We start from the raw sequence: 14,817 nt of genomic DNA, 5'->3' as shown, positions 1-14,817 counted from the left end.
CTACGTGCTGTACCTCTGGCGCCGTAGCCTCGTCGCCTGCATGGTGCTCCACGCAGCCGTGAACGCACCCATCCTCATCCCGACCGTCGCCGCGCATATCGGCTGAACACGCGGGCGCGCGCCCGCGCCGACACTCTGCCAGGATCATCCGCGATGACGATCTCCACACAGCCCTGGCATCTCCCGGCATCCGACACCGGCGTCCACCTCGACATGATCCCCGAGCAGGTTCTCCATGCCCTCGGGGCAGGTGACACGGCGAACCTCGACCCGATCTACGCCAATCCGTTCCTCACAGGCCCGGAATGTGACTGGCTCTGGCGGCACCGCAGCGCACAGGTCGGGAACGCGCCTGGTGACGCTCCGTGGATCACCCGGCTCATCATCGATCCCCAGCGCGACGTCGCCGTCGGAGTGGCCGGCTTCCACGGCCCGCCTGATGAGGGCGGAATGGTCGAGGTCGGCTACCGCGTAGACCCCGAGCTGCGACGCCGCGGATATGCGCGGCAGGCTCTCGAGATACTCCTGGACGTCGCCCGCACCCACCCCGATGTGCGCACGGTGCGCGCGACGATCAGCCCTGACAACGTCGCGTCACGAGCGCTCATCGACGGTTACGGGTTCGTCGAGCGCGGCGAGCAGTGGGATGACGAGGACGGCCGGGAGATCATCTACGAGCTCTCCGTCGCCGATGCCGACACCGACGCCGATGCCGACACCGACACCGACACCGACGCCGCCCAGCGATAGCGCTTAGGCTCGACGGGTGCGTCTGGTCATCGCCCGCTGCTCCGTTCAGTACACGGGGCGCCTCAATGCTCACCTTCCGCTGGCTACTCGGCTGCTGGTGCACAAAGGCGACGGAAGTTTGCTCGTGCACTCCGACGGCGGGTCGTACAAGCCACTCAACTGGATGAGTCCGCCGTGCACGCTCACGGTCGAGACGCCCGAGGACGACCCGGATGTCGAGGAGCAGGTCGTCGAGCAGTGGCGGGTGACCCACGCGAAGTCGGGCGACACCCTCGTCGTGCGCATCTACGAGATGATCCACGACTCGTCGCACGAGCTCGGCGTCGACCCCGGTCTCATCAAGGACGGCGTCGAGGCCGACTTGCAGCGGCTGCTGGCCGAGCAGGTCGAGGTCATCGGCGAGGACCTGACGCTCGTCCGACGCGAGTTCCCGACCGCGATCGGCCCGGTCGACTTGCTGCTGCGCGATCCCGCGGGCGGCACGATCGCCGTCGAGGTCAAGCGCCGCGGCGACATCGACGGCGTCGAGCAGCTCACGCGCTACCTCGAGCTGCTCGGCCGTGACCCGCACCTCGCGCCCGTGTCGGGTGTGTTCGCCGCACAGGAGATCAAGCCGCAGGCGAAAGTGCTCGCTACAGACCGCGGCATCCGCTGTGTCACGCTCGACTACGACGCCATGAAGGGCATCGAGTCGGGCGCACCGCGCCTGTTCTGACGCGGCGCGCCCGCGACCACGAACCCGTCAGGAACCGAGCTTCGACAGCTCCTCGAACTCGTCGTCGGTCAGCTCGATCTCGGCGCCGCGGAGGTTGTCCTCGAGGTGCGCGACGCTCGAGGTGCCCGGGATCGGCAGCATGACCGGCGAGCGCTTGAGCAGCCACGCGAGCGCGATCTGGGCGGGGGATGCCTGCTTGCGCTCAGCGAGCTCGCTGAGCGGCGAGTCGGCACCGGTCAGGCCGCCGGTCGCGAGCGGGAACCACGGGATGAAGCCGATGCCCTGCTCCGTCGACCAGTCGAGCAGCTCCTCGGCATCCCGCTTCTGAAGGTTGTAGAGGTTCTGCACCGACACGATCGTCGCGATCTGCTGGGCGGCCTTGACCTCGTCGACGGTGACCTCGGAGAGTCCGATGTGGCGGATCTTGCCCTCGTCCTGCAGCTTCTTCAGCTCGCCGACCTGGTCCTCGAGGGGAACCTGCGGGTCGATGCGGTGCAGCTGGAAGAGGTCGATGCGGTCGAGTCCGAGGCGGCGGAGGCTCATCTCGGCCTCCTGGCGCAGGTACTCGGGGCGCCCGAGCGGCGGCCACTCGTTGGGCCCAGTGCGCGTGAGTCCGGCCTTCGTCGCGATCACGACGTCGTCGCCGTAGGGGTGCAGCGCCTCCTTGAGGAGCTCCTCGGCGACGTAGGGTCCGTACGAGTCGGCGGTGTCGAAGAAGTTCACGCCGAGCTCGACGGCGCGCTTGAGCACGCGGATCGCCTCGTCGTGATCCTTCGGCGGACCCCAGACGCCGGGGCCGGTGAGCTGCATCGTGCCGTAGCCGAGGCGGTTGACCTCGAGGTCGCCGCCGATGCGGAAGGTGCCGGAAGCGTGGGCTGAGGACGTGCTGGATGTCGTCATGAGGATGTCAGCGCGCGGGAGCCGCGAGACATTCCCGCCACCCGCATAGCCACCCCGCCGGGCCTCATGAGCGAGACCCATAATGGGGCGGTGCCGAAGATCACCGCTGCGACCGTCGCAGAACACCGCGTCGCTCAACACGGAGCCCTCCTCGCCTCGGCGAAGGCGATCATCGCCGAGGCCGGCGTCGCCGCCATCACCCCGCGTTCGGTCTGCGAGAGAGCAGGCCTGTCCCGGTCGAGCTTCTACGAGTACTTCCCCTCCAAGGACGACCTCCTCGCCGCGATCGCGATGCAGGCGTTCGAGGAGTGGGGGGCGGAGCTCGAGGCCGCGATGGATGCCGCCGGGCCGGGGCGTGATCGCTTGCACGCCTACGTCACCGCGACGATCCGGATGACGGCCGACGGCAAGCACACGCTCGCAACGGGGCTCCAGCAGACCGATATCTCGCCGAAGAACGTCGAGGCGATCATGGCGATGCACGACGCACTCACGGCGCCGTTGCGTCACCTCCTCGAGGAGCTGGGAATCCCGGATGCCGCAACCCGTGCGGCCCTCGTTCAGGGCGTCATCACCGCCGGCATGCAGCTCGTGGAGCACGGGGTCGACGCCGACGACGTGATCGCTGGCGTCATCGGGGTTCTCGATGGAGGCGTGCACGGCGCATGTGAACTTGTCCCTCGTAGGTGACAGCCTGTCGGCAAGACACTGCGACCGCGTGCTGGAGATGGCCGACGGCGCCCTCACGCCGTACTCCGTGTCATCGCGCACATAGGGTGGGACCTATGACCCGATCGCCGTTCTCCTGCGTGCTGTGGGACATCGACGGCACAGTCGTCGATGCGTCCGAAGGCATCCTCCGCCGCCTCACCATCACGCTCGAGCACTTCGGCCACCCCGCGCCGACGCGTGAGGAGCTCATCCACTGGATCGGTCCGCCGATGCACGAGTCGTTCCAGACGAACCTCGGGATGACGCCCGAGAAGGCGACCGAGGCGGTGTCGTTCTACCGCGTGCTCGGCAAGGCCGACGGTTACACGACCGGTGCTCGCCTCTATCCCGGCGTCGCCGACCTCATGGTCGAGCTGGATGAGGCCGGCGTGCCGCAGTCGACGGCGAGCTCGAAGCCCGAGATCCAGGTGCGGGCGCTCATGGAGCACTTCGGCCTCGCTCCGCGGCTGCGCGAGATCGTCGGGGCCACGAGCGACGAGAAGACGCTCAGCTCGAAGTCGGACATCGTGGCGGAGGCTCTCCGACGCCTGGCGGCCGACGGCATCGACGTGTCGCGACCCGTTCTCATCGGAGATCGCCACCACGACGTCGAGGGCGGCGCCGCGAACGACGTGCCCGTCATCTTCGTGTCGTGGGGCTTCAGCACCCCCGACGAGGCGAACGGCGCGATCGCCGTGGCGGCCGACATCGACGAGCTGCGTACGCAGCTGCTCCCTGCCGGCTGAGCGTCGGGGCACTCCCCCATTCGACGCCCGGGCTGCGTGCCAGAAATGCAGCGCCCGGGCGTCGACGGATCCCCCCGGATACGTCACGCGATGCGTGACGGGATAAGCGTACTGATCTTCGCCGCGCACCGATACCCATAAATGAGACGGATTTCATCCGCGTAGCGTGCCGGTGTGACTCATGTGGATCTCCGCCCCTTCGACGATGACGACGCGGATGCCGTCTTCGAGATGATGCGCGACCCGGATGCCGTCGCCCAGGCCGCGTTCACCGCCGACGACCCCTCCGACCGGGCAGCGTTCGACGCCTGGCTCGAGCGCCACCGCGCCGACGACCGGGTCTCGATGTTCGTCGTGACCGATGACGGCGGCTTCGCCGGCACCGCCGCGGCCTTCACCGTGGACGGAGACCGCGAGGTCACCTTCTGGATCACCCGCCATGCGCAGGGCCGCGGTGTCGCCTCCGCCGCGCTGCGACTTCTTGTCGCCCGCGAGGCCGAGCGTCCGCTCTACGCGCGGGTCGCCGCCGACAACGCGGCATCCATCGCCGTCCTCACCAAGAACGGCTTCAGCGAGATCCGGCGGCAGCGCGCCTACGCCCCCGCGCGTGGCGCCGAGATCGACGAACTCGTGTTCGCCCTCCCGCCCACGCTCGACGGGATCTGACCGAACTTCGCTACAGGCCACCAGCCCGGCTGGACTTCGAGAAGGACGCTGAAGTTCTCGCCTGCTGCTCTCGTGTTGTGGGCAGCGAGTCGGCGGCGGCAGCTTCGAAGAGCAGCTTCGAGAAGCTTGTGTGACCCGACATGATCTCGTTGGCCTGCGCTTGTAGGAGGCCTGCAGTCTCGGCTATCTCGTCGGCTGATGCGCCATCCAGAACCGCCTGAGCAAGAACGGCGCGGATGAGACCACGAAGGCGAACCGTGCGGGCAATACTTGTGGCCCCGGGTGATACTCACGCCGGGGCCACAAGTGATACGGGTCCCGGAAGTCAGAACTCGAAGACCTTCGTCAGCTCGTCCGATATGAGCACGGTGTGGGGGAGGTCCTTCAGTTCGTCTGGACCCACCTCGATACCGCGCACTCGCGCGGCTTCCGCGTACTCCTCCCACGGAAATGACTCGCCGTCCACTCCGTCAGCCCGAACGAGGTCGAGAACTTCATCGATCACGTCCTGCGCGGCGCTCTTCCAGCTCACGGGCCTCTCCCACCCGTGTTTGAACGAGCTCACCCCGCGATCCATGTCGAGGCGCACCATCGAGTCGTCCGACATCCGCAAGTACTGCGTGATCTTCATGCTCATGGTGGGCCGAGATCTACCGGTAAGGGGCTGGTCGAGTTCGCAGATGATGACCAGTCGCGTGACAGAAAGCTCTGACAACACGAAGGCTCGGCGTTGAGGTGCGCGATGGTACTCGTCGGCTGGGCGCAGAGGGACGTACCGGATCTGCTCGTCGTCCTCACTCATGCCGGCGAGCAGCTCAGATCCTTGGCCGGCCCATCGTCCCAACCAAACGGATCGTAGAAATCAGTGAGCGCCGTGTCGACACGGCCGCGCCAACCGGTGAGGTTGTTGTTCGCGCACGCCTTGTGCGGAGTGGCCCACCGCCCCGTTCCCGATCCTGGCTTCACACCCGGGGCGACGTCTGTCGCCTGGGTGATCCATGTACAACCGAACTGGCTGCAGCCCAGAGCTTGCAGTTCAACAGTGACCGTTCCCGTCGCTGGGCAGTCGCCACCATCCTTGACCCAGTACCCATGTACAGAGGCTTCGTTTTTCGTCACGTGCGGGTAATCGGCTTTTCCGCGCCAGTCGCAGCCCCACCAAGACCACAGAGGGGTGACGACGGGCTCGGTTGCGGCTGGCTCCGGGACATCTTCAGCATCAGCGTCGAAACCATAAAGTGCTTCCGCTTCCGCTACCGTGACGTACCGCAGCTCGGGATCGCTCGCGATCTGAGCCGCCACATCAGCCGGTGGTGCCGGTTCAACCTGCGCCGCGCTAGCAGCCCCCGGGACCGCCAGCATCATGGCAAGCGCCGACGCGACGACGAGGCCGAGCATTTTCGCGTTCCGCATTTTCTGTCCGTTCTTTAGGTGGAGCCCCCCTGCCGCATAGGACTCTGCCATCAGCCGGGTTCCACCGAAACCCCCCCTCAAGGCGGTGCCGCCGTCGCGAGCTACTAACTGCAGCTCAGGAGTTCGGGCTTCTTCATTCATCTGGACGATGACCGCCGGGGACTGCGGGTCCATGGCCCCAGGGCGCGAGGATCGCTTCTTCGATGAGATCGAGCCTCGGCGTATCGCGCAGCTGCTCATCGATGCCGACGAGCCCACCGGAAACGATCGTTTATGGCCGGCCATCGCCAGGTACTTGGTTCGCGCTGTGGAGCCCGCTGACCCGGCCGGCATCCCGGCCGCTACGCGTCCAGGGGGTAGACGCCTATCGAGAAACAATCGATCGTTTCTCGATACCTAGTGAAGGAGCGCGATATGAACCGGACCCTGATCGCCACCGCCAAGATCGTCTTCGCCGTACTTGCCCTCATCGGGCTCGCGCTCCAGCTCTTCATCATCCCCGCGAACGTCGCCGGCCTCGCCAGCGACTACGCGGAGGTCGCCAGCATCGAGCCCGTCATCATCGGGTGGGGAGCCTTCGTCATCGCCTGCGGTCAGGCAGCGGTCGTCGTCACGTGGCGCTTGCTCGATCTTGTGCGCGACGACAGCATCTTCACGACCGACGCCTTCACGTGGGTGCGCGCGCTGACGTGGTGCCCCGCCGCGATTGGGCTCAGCACCCTCGCGATGTTCGTGGTGCTCAACGCCGCGCACGTCACGCCGCCGGCGCTCATGCTCGGCATGCTGTCCGCGATCGGAGTCAGTGCCGCGGCGACATTGATCCTGGCCGTGCTGTTCACGCTGCTTCGGCAGTCCGCCTCCATGCGATACGACCTTGCGGAGGTCATCTGATGCCGATCGTCGTCGACATCGACCGGCTCATGGACGAACGCGGCATGACCGTCGCTGAGTTGTCCGCGGCGATAGGAATCACGCCAGCGAACCTTGCCGTGCTCAAGAACGGTCGTGCGAAGGCCGTCCGCTTCTCCACGCTCTCTGCGCTCTGTGAGGCGCTAGGCTGCCAGCCCGGCGACATACTCCGATACGACAACGCCCCAGCCGGCACGTAGGCTCGGGCACCCACCGGTGTTTTGCGTCCGGTCGCCGAACGCGCGGATGGCGAGATTCACCGGCGCTCGACGGGATCTGACGCGACAGTTCGGTGTCGGCGCGCCGGATACTGTTGCATGGATGGGAAGTACTCGGGCTGAGGCCGCATATCTGCGTGCGTTGTCGGCGTTCCGTACCCCCACGCTCGATCTGCTCCACGGCCGCTATGCGCCGTTCGTGGTCGCGACGCTCTCGCTCGTCTTCTCCGTCGACCGGCCGTCGGTCGAGATCTCGGACGCGCATGCCGAGGTCGCCGAGATCCTCGACGAGCTGCGGGGGGCCGGATACGACGAGGACGACCGCGCGCTCCCGGCCGGCACAGCCCGTGAGATCTGTCGCTACTGGGTGCGGGTGGGATGGCTCGTCCCCCAGATCGACGGCGACGTCGAGGTCTACCGGCTGACGGCCCACGCGGTGGGCGCGCTTGAGATCACCGGACGCACCACCGGCGGACGCACCCGGGTCTCCAACTCGCGTGTCCGCACCCTCCTCGAAGCGGTCGAACGACTCTCCGACCACGCCGAGACCGACCCGGAGGTGCGGTTGGCTCGCCTCATCCGCGAACGCGACGCGCTCGACGCCGAGATCGCGCGCCTCCAGGTCGGTGAGTCCGAGCCGATCGATGACGAGCAGCTCCTCGAAGAGGCCGAGAACGTGCTGCACCTGGCGCGTGAGCTGCCCGCCGACTTCACGCGCGTCGCGGAGTCGATCAAGGCCATGCAGCGCGATGTCGTCGCCGACCTCCGGCGCGATGTTCGGCCCACCGGAGAGGTGCTGCGCGAGTACCTGCAGCGCGGGCAGCACGTCATGCAGTCGACCCCCGAGGGCCGGGCGTTCGCCGGCGCGCTGCGGCTGATCGGCGACCCCGAGCGGATCGACAGCCTCACCGATCAGCTGCACGCCCTGGTCGCGCAGCCCTTCGCGCGCCTGATGGACGCCGAGCAGCGCGCCGAGCTCGATGCGATCTCGAGGCGCGTGGAGCTCGGCGTCGAAGAGGTGCTGACCGCGCAGCGCCGTGCGTCGCGGGTCATCACCGCGCAGGTGCGCACGCACGACCCCATCCGCGATCGCCACGTCGACGATCTGTTGCGCGATGTCATGGCCGGCCTCCAGGCCTGGACGCACAGCACGTCATCCGAGGCAACCGTCGAGATGATCCGCAGCCTGCCGACGGCCGACATCCGCCACCTGCGGCAGTCGACGACCGACATCCGCCCGCCGCGTGCGCCGGCACCGCTGACGGCATCCGACGAAGACCCGGAGATGCTGGATGCCGATACGCGGGCCTGGGGCGGTCCGCGCTATGCGGAGCTCGAGGCTCTCGTCGCCGGACTCGGCGAGGAGTTCGACTTGGGTGAGGCCTTCCTCGCCGCGGACGACGACGTCCGCCGCCCGGTCGACCTGGTGGGCCTTCTCGAGATCGCCCACCGCAACGGCATGCGCCAGGGCGAAGACCTTTCGGTGGTCGAGGCGCGTCGCCCCGACGGAACCACCCGGCGCTTCGCCTTCGGATCCGTGACCGCCCGCACCTCGAAGGAGTCCGACGATGACTGACACCGCCACCCTCGGCGCAGCCCAAGACGAGGCCCCGGGCGACGGCGCATTCGTCGAGCCCGCCGCGATGGAGGACGATCTCGGCGAGCTCTTCCCCGGCGATCGCGGAGTTCTCGATCCCGCGGTGCGCCGCGTGCTCGTCCACCTGCTGCAGCGGCGGTTCGTGCTCGCCGACCGCAACCGCGAGGAGTGGACAGCCCTCCTCGACAATCAGCAGCTCGTCGAATCGCGCCTCAACGACCTTTTCGTGCGGCTCGTGATCGACCACGACCGCGGGGTCGCGTACAAGCAGCAGGTGCGCTCGGACGAGCTCGATGTTCCGATCCTGCTTCGGGATGCCGCATACACGCGCTCCGAGACCCTCGTCCTCGTGCACCTGCGCACGGTGTACCAGCGGGAATCGGCGGCCGGTGAGCCGGCTGCCCGGGTCGACATCGAAGACGTCGAGCAGACCGTGATGAGCTACTTCGCGGATGCCGACGGCGACACCGCGAAGCGGCAGCGCCTCATCCGCAAAGCGATGGACCGGCTCGCCCGCGACGGCATCGTCGACGAGGAGACGACAGGCCGCTTCCGCATCAGTCCGCTCGTCGAGATCGTCCTCAGCGCCGAGAAGCTGCGGGAACTGCGCGATTGGCTACGCGACCGGTCGGGGGCGGACGACACGGGTGGCATCGCGGCCGGCGAAGACGAAGACGAAGAAGGCGACGACGAGCCTCAGGAGGAGGAGCTGTGACGATGCTCGAGACGCTGTTCGGGCTCATCCCGGCGGCATCCCGCGGCCAGCAGTGGCTCGCCGAAGACCTTCAGCTCATCAACTGGGGCGGCTACGAGGGCGCCCATCGCGTGCGCTTCTCCCTCGGTGCCACTCTTCTGTGCGGCGGCTCGGGGTCGGGCAAGTCGACGCTGATGGACGCCTACATCGCGCTCATGATGCCCCACACCACTCCCTTCAACGGCGCCTCGAACGGTGGCGTCACCGGGCGTCCTCGCGGCTCCGAGCAGCGCAACATCCTCTCCTACGGTCGCGGCAAGATCGACGAGTCGCGCACCGAGGACGGCACGAAGATGACCGTCCTCCGAGGCGACGGCGAAGACACCTGGACCGCCGTCTCGATGACGTGGATCGATCACGACGGGTCGCAGTTCACAGCGGTGCGAGCCTGGTACATCCCGGCCAGCGCGCGCGTGCTCGAAGACACCGTGCGCGTGCGGGCGACGACCGATCGGGCCTTCGACCTCCGCTCGCTCGAACCGGCCGCCGCGCAGCGGCTTTCCGATTCCGCCGTGCGCGACGCCGGTCTGGAGCCCGTCGGAACGGACCGCGAGTTCTCGGCCCGCCTGCACGCCGTCCTGGGCATCGGGGCAGCAGGGGCCGGGGCCAAGGCGATGAGCCTGCTCGCGCGCATCCAGGCGGGCCAGCAGATCACGACCGTCGACGACCTCTACAAGCGTCTCGTGCTCGAAGAGCCCGAGACGATGGAGACCGCCGACGCCGTCGTCGCGCACTTCGACGGACTCGAGAGCACGCGCATGCGCATGCTGACGGCTCGGCAGCAGGTCACCGCGCTCACGCCTATCCCGCAGCTGCGCGCCAAGATGGCCGCCGCCGCCGAGCGGGTGAACCTGATCGACGAGGTCGGCTCCTTCTCGGATGCCGGGTCGCTCGCCACGCTCTGGCGAGCGGACAGACGCCTCGGGATGCTGCGCGACGTCGAGACCGAGCTGCGCGAGCGCAAGACCGCGGCCGAGGTCACGCTGCGCGAGAAGCGTGCCCTCGCAGATGGCGCCGAGGCGGAGCGCGATGGCCTGATCGACGTGCTCCGGCTCTCCGGCGGGGATCGGCTGGCCACGGCGCAGCGCGAACTGCGCGAGGTGGAGCGGCGCCTCACCGACGTCCGGCGACACCGCGAGGTGCTCGACGCCGCCCTCCGCGGTCTGGGCGTCGAGATCTCGAACCGCGACGAGTTCACAGCGTTCATCTCCCGCGCGCGGGCCGAACTCGCCGACTCCGATGCGAAAGCGCGTGCTCGCTCCGCCTTCGCTGAAGCCGCGTCGGCGGCGAAAGCCGCGCGGATCGACGTCGCAGAACTGGAGGCGGAGGCTCAGCGCGTGGCCTCTCGCCACGGCAACATCCCACCCGCTCTGCACGAGTCGCGCGAGCGGCTCGCGGAGGCCGCCGGGCTCACGACAGCCGACCTTCCCTTCGTCGGCGAGCTCGTCGAAGTGCGCACCGAGTTCGAGCCGTGGCGAGAGGCGTTCAACCTCGCGCTCGGCGGCTTCGCGACCACGGTGCTGATCGACACCGCTCACCTGGGGCGCTTCCGGGCGGCGATCGAATCGGTCCACACCCCCGTGCGGTTGCGCTTCGAGGGCGTGCACGCAGGCATGGAGCCGGTCGCCAACCTCGACCCGCAGACCCTGCCCGGGCGCCTCGACTACCAGAGCTCGCCGTTCACCGGTTGGCTGCAGGAGCGGCTCGAAACCCGTCACGGATACGTCTGCGTCGATTCCAGCGCCGAGCTGCCGAAGCATCGCATGGCGCTCACGATCACCGGACAGGTCGCGCAGGGCAACCGCGGCGCGCACGGTGGCCACGGTCGCGAGAACGTCCTCGGGTTCTCGAACGAGCGACGCCGGCACGACGTGGCGCGTCTCATCGACGACGCTCGCCGCCGTCTCGACGACGCCCTGCGGGAGCGGAAGGTCGCCGAGACCGAGCTCGACACGGTCGACTCGCGCCTTGCTGTGTACGCCAAGATCACTGACCTGACCTGGGAAGAGGTCGACGTCGAGGCGGTCACCGCGGAACGAGAGCGCTGGATCGGCGTGCAGAGCGACGTCACGGCCGCCAACCCCGAGATCGCCGATGTGCAGCGACGGATCTCCGACATCAAGGACCGGATCTCACACCTGCGCGACGAGATCGCCCGCGTGTCGATCGAGCGTGATCAGATCGAGGCGCAGTGGGCCGAGGTGATCGACGACGTCGATTCGGATCAGTCCGTGCTCGACGACGCCGAGCGGGCGGAGCGCACTCTCACCGCCGCACAGTCCGCGTTCCTCGACGAGCGATTCCATCTCGATGGGCCGACCTCGGACGCCAGCCCGTCCGAGGCGCTGAACCGCTTCTCCGCCGCCCTCGCGACGGCTGCGCAGCGCCTCGCAGAGGACCGGCGGGCGGCCGTCGATGCCCTCGACGAGAGCCGTGAGGGCCTGCGACGCATCATGGCGAGCTTCCTCGAGCGGTGGCCGAATCCGAACCTGCTGCCCGACCCCGACACCTCGATCGACGACTTCGAACGCGCTCTCCAGGCCCTCGAGACCAGTGGGCTGCATGAGCTGGAGGCGGAGTGGCGCGACAGCCTGCTCAAGCTATCGGGCAACGACCTCACGAACCTCGACTCGACGCTCAGCCGGTCGATCCGCGAGATCCGTGATCGCATCGACCCGATCAACCGCATCATGCAGGACCTCCCGTTCTACGACGACGACCACCGCCTGCAGATCACCACGCGCGAGAACCAGTCCGAGCCTCGCCGGCGCTTCCGGCGCGAGCTGCGCGAGGTGCGCGGGCTGATCGAGAACGCCACGACGGATGATGAGCGCGAGCACGCCTACCGCCGGATGTCGCGCCTCATCGGGCACATGCGGCGGTCGGCACCCGATTTCGGCGACCTCATCGACGTCCGCAACCACGTTCGCGTGAGCGCCGAGCGGGTGGATGCCGTGACGAAGGAGCACGTCGCGCTGTACGACCACATCGGCGAGAAGTCCGGCGGCGAGTCGCAGGAGCTCATCGCGTTCATCGTCGGCGCGGCCCTGCGCTACCAGCTCGGCGACGCCAGCGCCGAACGACCTCGCTACGCGCCCGTGTTCATGGACGAAGCCCTCATCAAGGCCGATGCGCACTTCACCAAGCGTGCGATCGGAGCATGGCGCGGACTCGGCTTCCAGCTCGTGATCGGCGCGCCGAACGACAAGTACAGCGCGATCGAACCGCACGTCGACGTCGAGTACGACATCCTCAAGGACACGCGCGGTCGCTCCTGGGCTAAGCCGAAGGTCGCCCTGGAGGCCCCGGCGTCCTGACGGCGCGCAGTCCCGGGCATGCGGATCAGACGACCCGTGTCTATATGCGATCGCTCTCCCCCGTCGCTCGCCGAAAGCTCGGGATGACGTCGAAGTCTGACCAGAGGGCCTTCTCTACGACTGTGAACAGTCGCTCGCCCTGCTCCAGCCACTCGCTGCGGTGCTCGTCGGAACGCCACGCTGTCGGGAAGACGTAACCCACCTCGAACCGTTCCTGCCAAAGCATGAGGTCTCGGACCACGTCCTCGGGGAGGCGACGAGCGATGTCTTCCACGGCACCGCTGCTCTCCGGCCAGAGCGACAAGATACAGCCGTAGTCGGGCTCCATTTGACCGCCGGTACCCCGCCAGCTTCTCGGCGACGCGAGCGATCGAGAGCTTCCTGATCGGTCGCGAAGTCGGGCACGATGACTTCCAGCCACGTCTGCGGATCGACGATCGTCCTCTGCATGCCCATGGGGTGATGCTACGAGCCCTCGGTCGCCCTCCCCCGCATCGAGCGGGCTCATCGACATCGAGTCCGGTCAAGCCCGCCAGACCCATACGAACGCCGAAGGCCTCCGCCGGTTTCCCGGTCGGAGGCCTTCGTCTCACTGTGCGCGAGGGGGGACTTGAACCCCCACGCCCTTGCGGGCACTAGCACCTCAAGCTAGCGCGTCTACCTATTCCGCCACTCGCGCGAGAACGTGTTTCCACGAACTCAACTTCCCGAGGATATCACGCCGACGGCGGCTCCTGAGCCGCGATCCGAGGCCCAATGCATGGTCCGTTCAGCCTCGCTGACTACGATGAAGCAACCATCCGCCTGCCTGAGGAGCCCAGTGGGACTACTTGACAGCTTCGAGAAGGGTCTCGAGCGTGCCGTCAACGGCGCCTTCGCCAAGACCTTCCGCAGCGGCGTCCAGCCGGTGGAGATCGCCTCGGCCCTCCGCAGCGAACTCGACAAGAAGGCCGCGGTCGTCAGCCGCGACCGCATCCTCGTTCCGAACGCCTTCACGGTGCGCCTCTCCGACAACGACGCCGAGCGCATGAACGCCATCGGGCCCGCTCTTCTCGACGAGCTGCGCGGAATGGTCGAGAAGCACGCGAAGGCGCAGGGCTACTCGTTCTCGGGCGCCGTGACCGTGACGCTCCAGGCCGACCCGCAGCTGTCGACCGGCACCGTCCGCGTCGACTCCAACTCGGACGCGGGCGCCCGCGTGTCGTGGCAGGCCGTGCTCGACATCGACGGGACGCGGCATCCGATCGTCGCGGCCCGCACCGTCATCGGGCGCGGCAGCGACGCCGACATCACCATTCCGGATGCCGGAACCAGCCGGAAGCACGTCGAGATCCTCTGGGACGGCGAGCGCGCCATGGTGCGCGACCTCGGTTCCACCAACGGCACCCAGCTCAACGGCTCGCGCGTCAGCGAGGCCGCTCTGCCGTCGGACGGCGTCGTGCGGATCGGTCGCACCGACATCGTCTTCCGCGTCGTCCCGCAGGCTCAGGCTCCCGCACGTCCGCGGATGTCGGCGGCCGACGCGACCCGCATGTACGACACCCGAGGTGACGTCCGATGAGTCCGCTGACCCTCCTGCTGCTGCAGATCGGCTTCCTGGTACTGCTGTGGTTCTTCGTCTTCGCCGTCGTGTACTCGCTGCGCGCCGACCTGTTCGGCGTCAAGGTGCGCAAGCTCCCCGAGCCGGCCGCCGCCGGTGCCGCGCCCGCGGCGAGCCCCGCGGTCACCCGTCCGCCCACGTCGTCTCCGGATGCCGCGACCGCCGCAGTCGGCGCCGTCGGCACGCCCGCGCCGGCGGGCAAGGGCGGAAAGGCGACGACCGACGCCGTGTCGCGCATCGTCATCACGAGCGGCCCCAAGGCGGGCCTCGAGCTTCCGCTCGGCTCCGAGCCGCTGACCATCGGCCGCTCGAGCGAGTCGGGTCTCGTCATCCGCGACGACTACACGTCGAGCCACCACGCGCGCCTGGTGCTGTGGGGCAACCAGTGGATGATCCAGGACCTCGATTCGACCAACGGCACGTGGCACGACGGCGAGCGCGTCGCTTCTCCGGTTCCGGTCGTCGTGGGAGCGCCGATCAAGGTCGGCGCGACGACGTTCGAACTGCGGAAGTAGCCCGCA

16 protein-coding genes and 1 tRNA gene are annotated in these 14,817 nt (G+C 68.1%); 12 read left to right on the top strand and 5 right to left on the bottom strand.

All coding sequences use genetic code 11. The features are described 5' to 3' along the window. Nucleotides 1–153 precede the first annotated feature (153 nt). Nucleotides 154–750, top strand: a complete 597-nt coding sequence (locus tag CBF90_RS17760) for a GNAT family N-acetyltransferase (protein WP_088379730.1) — start codon at nt 154–156, stop codon at nt 748–750. 16 nt (nt 751–766) lie between these two features. Beyond that, nucleotides 767–1,465, top strand: coding sequence for an endonuclease NucS (gene nucS / locus CBF90_RS17755; RefSeq protein ID WP_064955272.1), 699 nt, complete (start codon nt 767–769; stop codon nt 1,463–1,465). A gap of 27 nt (nt 1,466–1,492) precedes the next feature. On the opposite strand, the gene CBF90_RS17750 is transcribed toward nucS, so the two are convergent. Beyond that, entirely contained in the window at nt 1,493–2,365 is an 873-nt protein-coding gene (locus CBF90_RS17750; protein WP_023953381.1) for an aldo/keto reductase, read from the bottom strand. 90 nt (nt 2,366–2,455) lie between these two features. Between CBF90_RS17750 and CBF90_RS17745 the strand changes: the two genes are divergently transcribed. The 3 genes from CBF90_RS17745 to CBF90_RS17735 all read left to right on the top strand — a co-directional run bounded on the left by CBF90_RS17745 (nt 2,456) and on the right by CBF90_RS17735 (nt 4,488). Further along, entirely contained in the window at nt 2,456–3,055 is a 600-nt protein-coding gene (locus CBF90_RS17745; RefSeq protein WP_064955274.1) for a TetR/AcrR family transcriptional regulator, read from the top strand. A 95-nt stretch (nt 3,056–3,150) separates the two neighbouring features. Further along, nucleotides 3,151–3,822, top strand: a complete 672-nt coding sequence (locus CBF90_RS17740) for an HAD hydrolase-like protein (protein ID WP_064955275.1) — start codon at nt 3,151–3,153, stop codon at nt 3,820–3,822. A gap of 174 nt (nt 3,823–3,996) precedes the next feature. Beyond that, the gene (locus CBF90_RS17735) at nt 3,997–4,488 is read left to right on the top strand and encodes a GNAT family N-acetyltransferase (RefSeq protein WP_083990456.1); all 492 of its coding nucleotides are present in this window, start codon (nt 3,997–3,999) and stop codon (nt 4,486–4,488) included. Nucleotides 4,489–4,813: 325 nt separating this feature from the next. Here CBF90_RS17735 and CBF90_RS17730 read toward each other — a convergent pair whose 3' ends face one another. Both CBF90_RS17730 and CBF90_RS18330 read right to left on the bottom strand, forming a co-directional pair. After that, a complete protein-coding gene (locus CBF90_RS17730) occupies nt 4,814–5,290 on the bottom strand; it encodes a peptide ABC transporter permease (protein ID WP_023953388.1) in 477 nt (158 codons plus the stop codon). Continuing rightward, on the bottom strand, nt 5,287–6,075 hold the full coding sequence (locus tag CBF90_RS18330) for a hypothetical protein (protein WP_137749715.1): 789 nt from the start codon (nt 6,073–6,075) through the stop codon (nt 5,287–5,289). Before CBF90_RS18330 ends, CBF90_RS17730 begins: the two co-directional genes overlap by 4 nt. 240 nt (nt 6,076–6,315) lie before the next feature. Between CBF90_RS18330 and CBF90_RS17725 the strand changes: the two genes are divergently transcribed. The 5 genes from CBF90_RS17725 to CBF90_RS17705 all read left to right on the top strand — a co-directional run bounded on the left by CBF90_RS17725 (nt 6,316) and on the right by CBF90_RS17705 (nt 12,696). After that, complete coding sequence (locus CBF90_RS17725) at nt 6,316–6,792, top strand: DUF2975 domain-containing protein (protein WP_141097111.1); 477 nt, start codon at nt 6,316–6,318, stop codon at nt 6,790–6,792. Next, complete coding sequence (locus CBF90_RS17720) at nt 6,792–7,010, top strand: helix-turn-helix transcriptional regulator (protein WP_071918818.1); 219 nt, start codon at nt 6,792–6,794, stop codon at nt 7,008–7,010. Before CBF90_RS17725 ends, CBF90_RS17720 begins: the two co-directional genes overlap by 1 nt. A 121-nt stretch (nt 7,011–7,131) precedes the next feature. Then, the gene (locus CBF90_RS17715; protein WP_088379731.1) at nt 7,132–8,604 is read left to right on the top strand and encodes a DUF3375 domain-containing protein; all 1,473 of its coding nucleotides are present in this window, start codon (nt 7,132–7,134) and stop codon (nt 8,602–8,604) included. Continuing rightward, nucleotides 8,597–9,340, top strand: coding sequence for a DUF4194 domain-containing protein (locus tag CBF90_RS17710; protein ID WP_023953396.1), 744 nt, complete (start codon nt 8,597–8,599; stop codon nt 9,338–9,340). The genes CBF90_RS17715 and CBF90_RS17710 overlap by 8 nt, the downstream gene beginning before the upstream one ends. Next, entirely contained in the window at nt 9,337–12,696 is a 3,360-nt protein-coding gene (locus CBF90_RS17705; protein ID WP_088379732.1) for an ATP-binding protein, read from the top strand. The genes CBF90_RS17710 and CBF90_RS17705 overlap by 4 nt, the downstream gene beginning before the upstream one ends. A 40-nt stretch (nt 12,697–12,736) precedes the next feature. Here the strand turns inward: CBF90_RS17705 and CBF90_RS17700 are convergent, their stop codons facing one another. Together CBF90_RS17700 and CBF90_RS17695 are read right to left on the bottom strand one after the other, a co-directional pair. Beyond that, entirely contained in the window at nt 12,737–13,024 is a 288-nt protein-coding gene (locus CBF90_RS17700; RefSeq protein ID WP_088379733.1) for a hypothetical protein, read from the bottom strand. Between the two features lie 267 nt (nt 13,025–13,291). Continuing rightward, a tRNA-Leu gene (locus tag CBF90_RS17695) sits at nt 13,292–13,375 on the bottom strand. 141 nt (nt 13,376–13,516) lie between these two features. On the opposite strand from CBF90_RS17695, the gene CBF90_RS17690 reads away from it, so the two are divergent. Next, nucleotides 13,517–14,257, top strand: a complete 741-nt coding sequence (locus CBF90_RS17690; protein WP_088379734.1) for a DUF3662 and FHA domain-containing protein — start codon at nt 13,517–13,519, stop codon at nt 14,255–14,257. Continuing rightward, nucleotides 14,254–14,811 carry an FHA domain-containing protein gene (locus tag CBF90_RS17685; protein ID WP_064955281.1) on the top strand — a complete coding sequence of 186 codons (558 nt, stop codon included), beginning with the start codon at nt 14,254–14,256 and terminating at the stop codon, nt 14,809–14,811. Before CBF90_RS17690 ends, CBF90_RS17685 begins: the two co-directional genes overlap by 4 nt. Nucleotides 14,812–14,817 lie beyond the last annotated feature (6 nt).

Origin of the sequence: Microbacterium sp. AISO3, from assembly GCF_002204305.1 — a bacterium.
GTDB lineage: Bacteria > Actinomycetota > Actinomycetes > Actinomycetales > Microbacteriaceae > Microbacterium > Microbacterium arborescens.
The sequence above is the reverse complement of the archived record's forward strand: the minus strand, read 5'-3'. Positions and strand labels throughout refer to the sequence as shown.

Coding starts and splice junctions, on each gene's coding strand:
- CBF90_RS17760 (WP_088379730.1), top strand. CDS start 154: ATGACGATCTCCACACAGCCCTGGCATCTCCCGGCATCCGACACCGGC.
- CBF90_RS17750 (WP_023953381.1), bottom strand. CDS start 2,365: ATGACGACATCCAGCACGTCCTCAGCCCACGCTTCCGGCACCTTCCGC.
- CBF90_RS17740 (WP_064955275.1), top strand. CDS start 3,151: ATGACCCGATCGCCGTTCTCCTGCGTGCTGTGGGACATCGACGGCACA.
- CBF90_RS17730 (WP_023953388.1), bottom strand. CDS start 5,290: ATGAGTGAGGACGACGAGCAGATCCGGTACGTCCCTCTGCGCCCAGCC.
- CBF90_RS18330 (WP_137749715.1), bottom strand. CDS start 6,075: ATGGACCCGCAGTCCCCGGCGGTCATCGTCCAGATGAATGAAGAAGCC.
- CBF90_RS17725 (WP_141097111.1), top strand. CDS start 6,316: ATGAACCGGACCCTGATCGCCACCGCCAAGATCGTCTTCGCCGTACTT.
- CBF90_RS17720 (WP_071918818.1), top strand. CDS start 6,792: ATGCCGATCGTCGTCGACATCGACCGGCTCATGGACGAACGCGGCATG.
- CBF90_RS17715 (WP_088379731.1), top strand. CDS start 7,132: ATGGGAAGTACTCGGGCTGAGGCCGCATATCTGCGTGCGTTGTCGGCG.
- CBF90_RS17710 (WP_023953396.1), top strand. CDS start 8,597: ATGACTGACACCGCCACCCTCGGCGCAGCCCAAGACGAGGCCCCGGGC.
- CBF90_RS17700 (WP_088379733.1), bottom strand. CDS start 13,024: ATGGAGCCCGACTACGGCTGTATCTTGTCGCTCTGGCCGGAGAGCAGC.
- CBF90_RS17685 (WP_064955281.1), top strand. CDS start 14,254: ATGAGTCCGCTGACCCTCCTGCTGCTGCAGATCGGCTTCCTGGTACTG.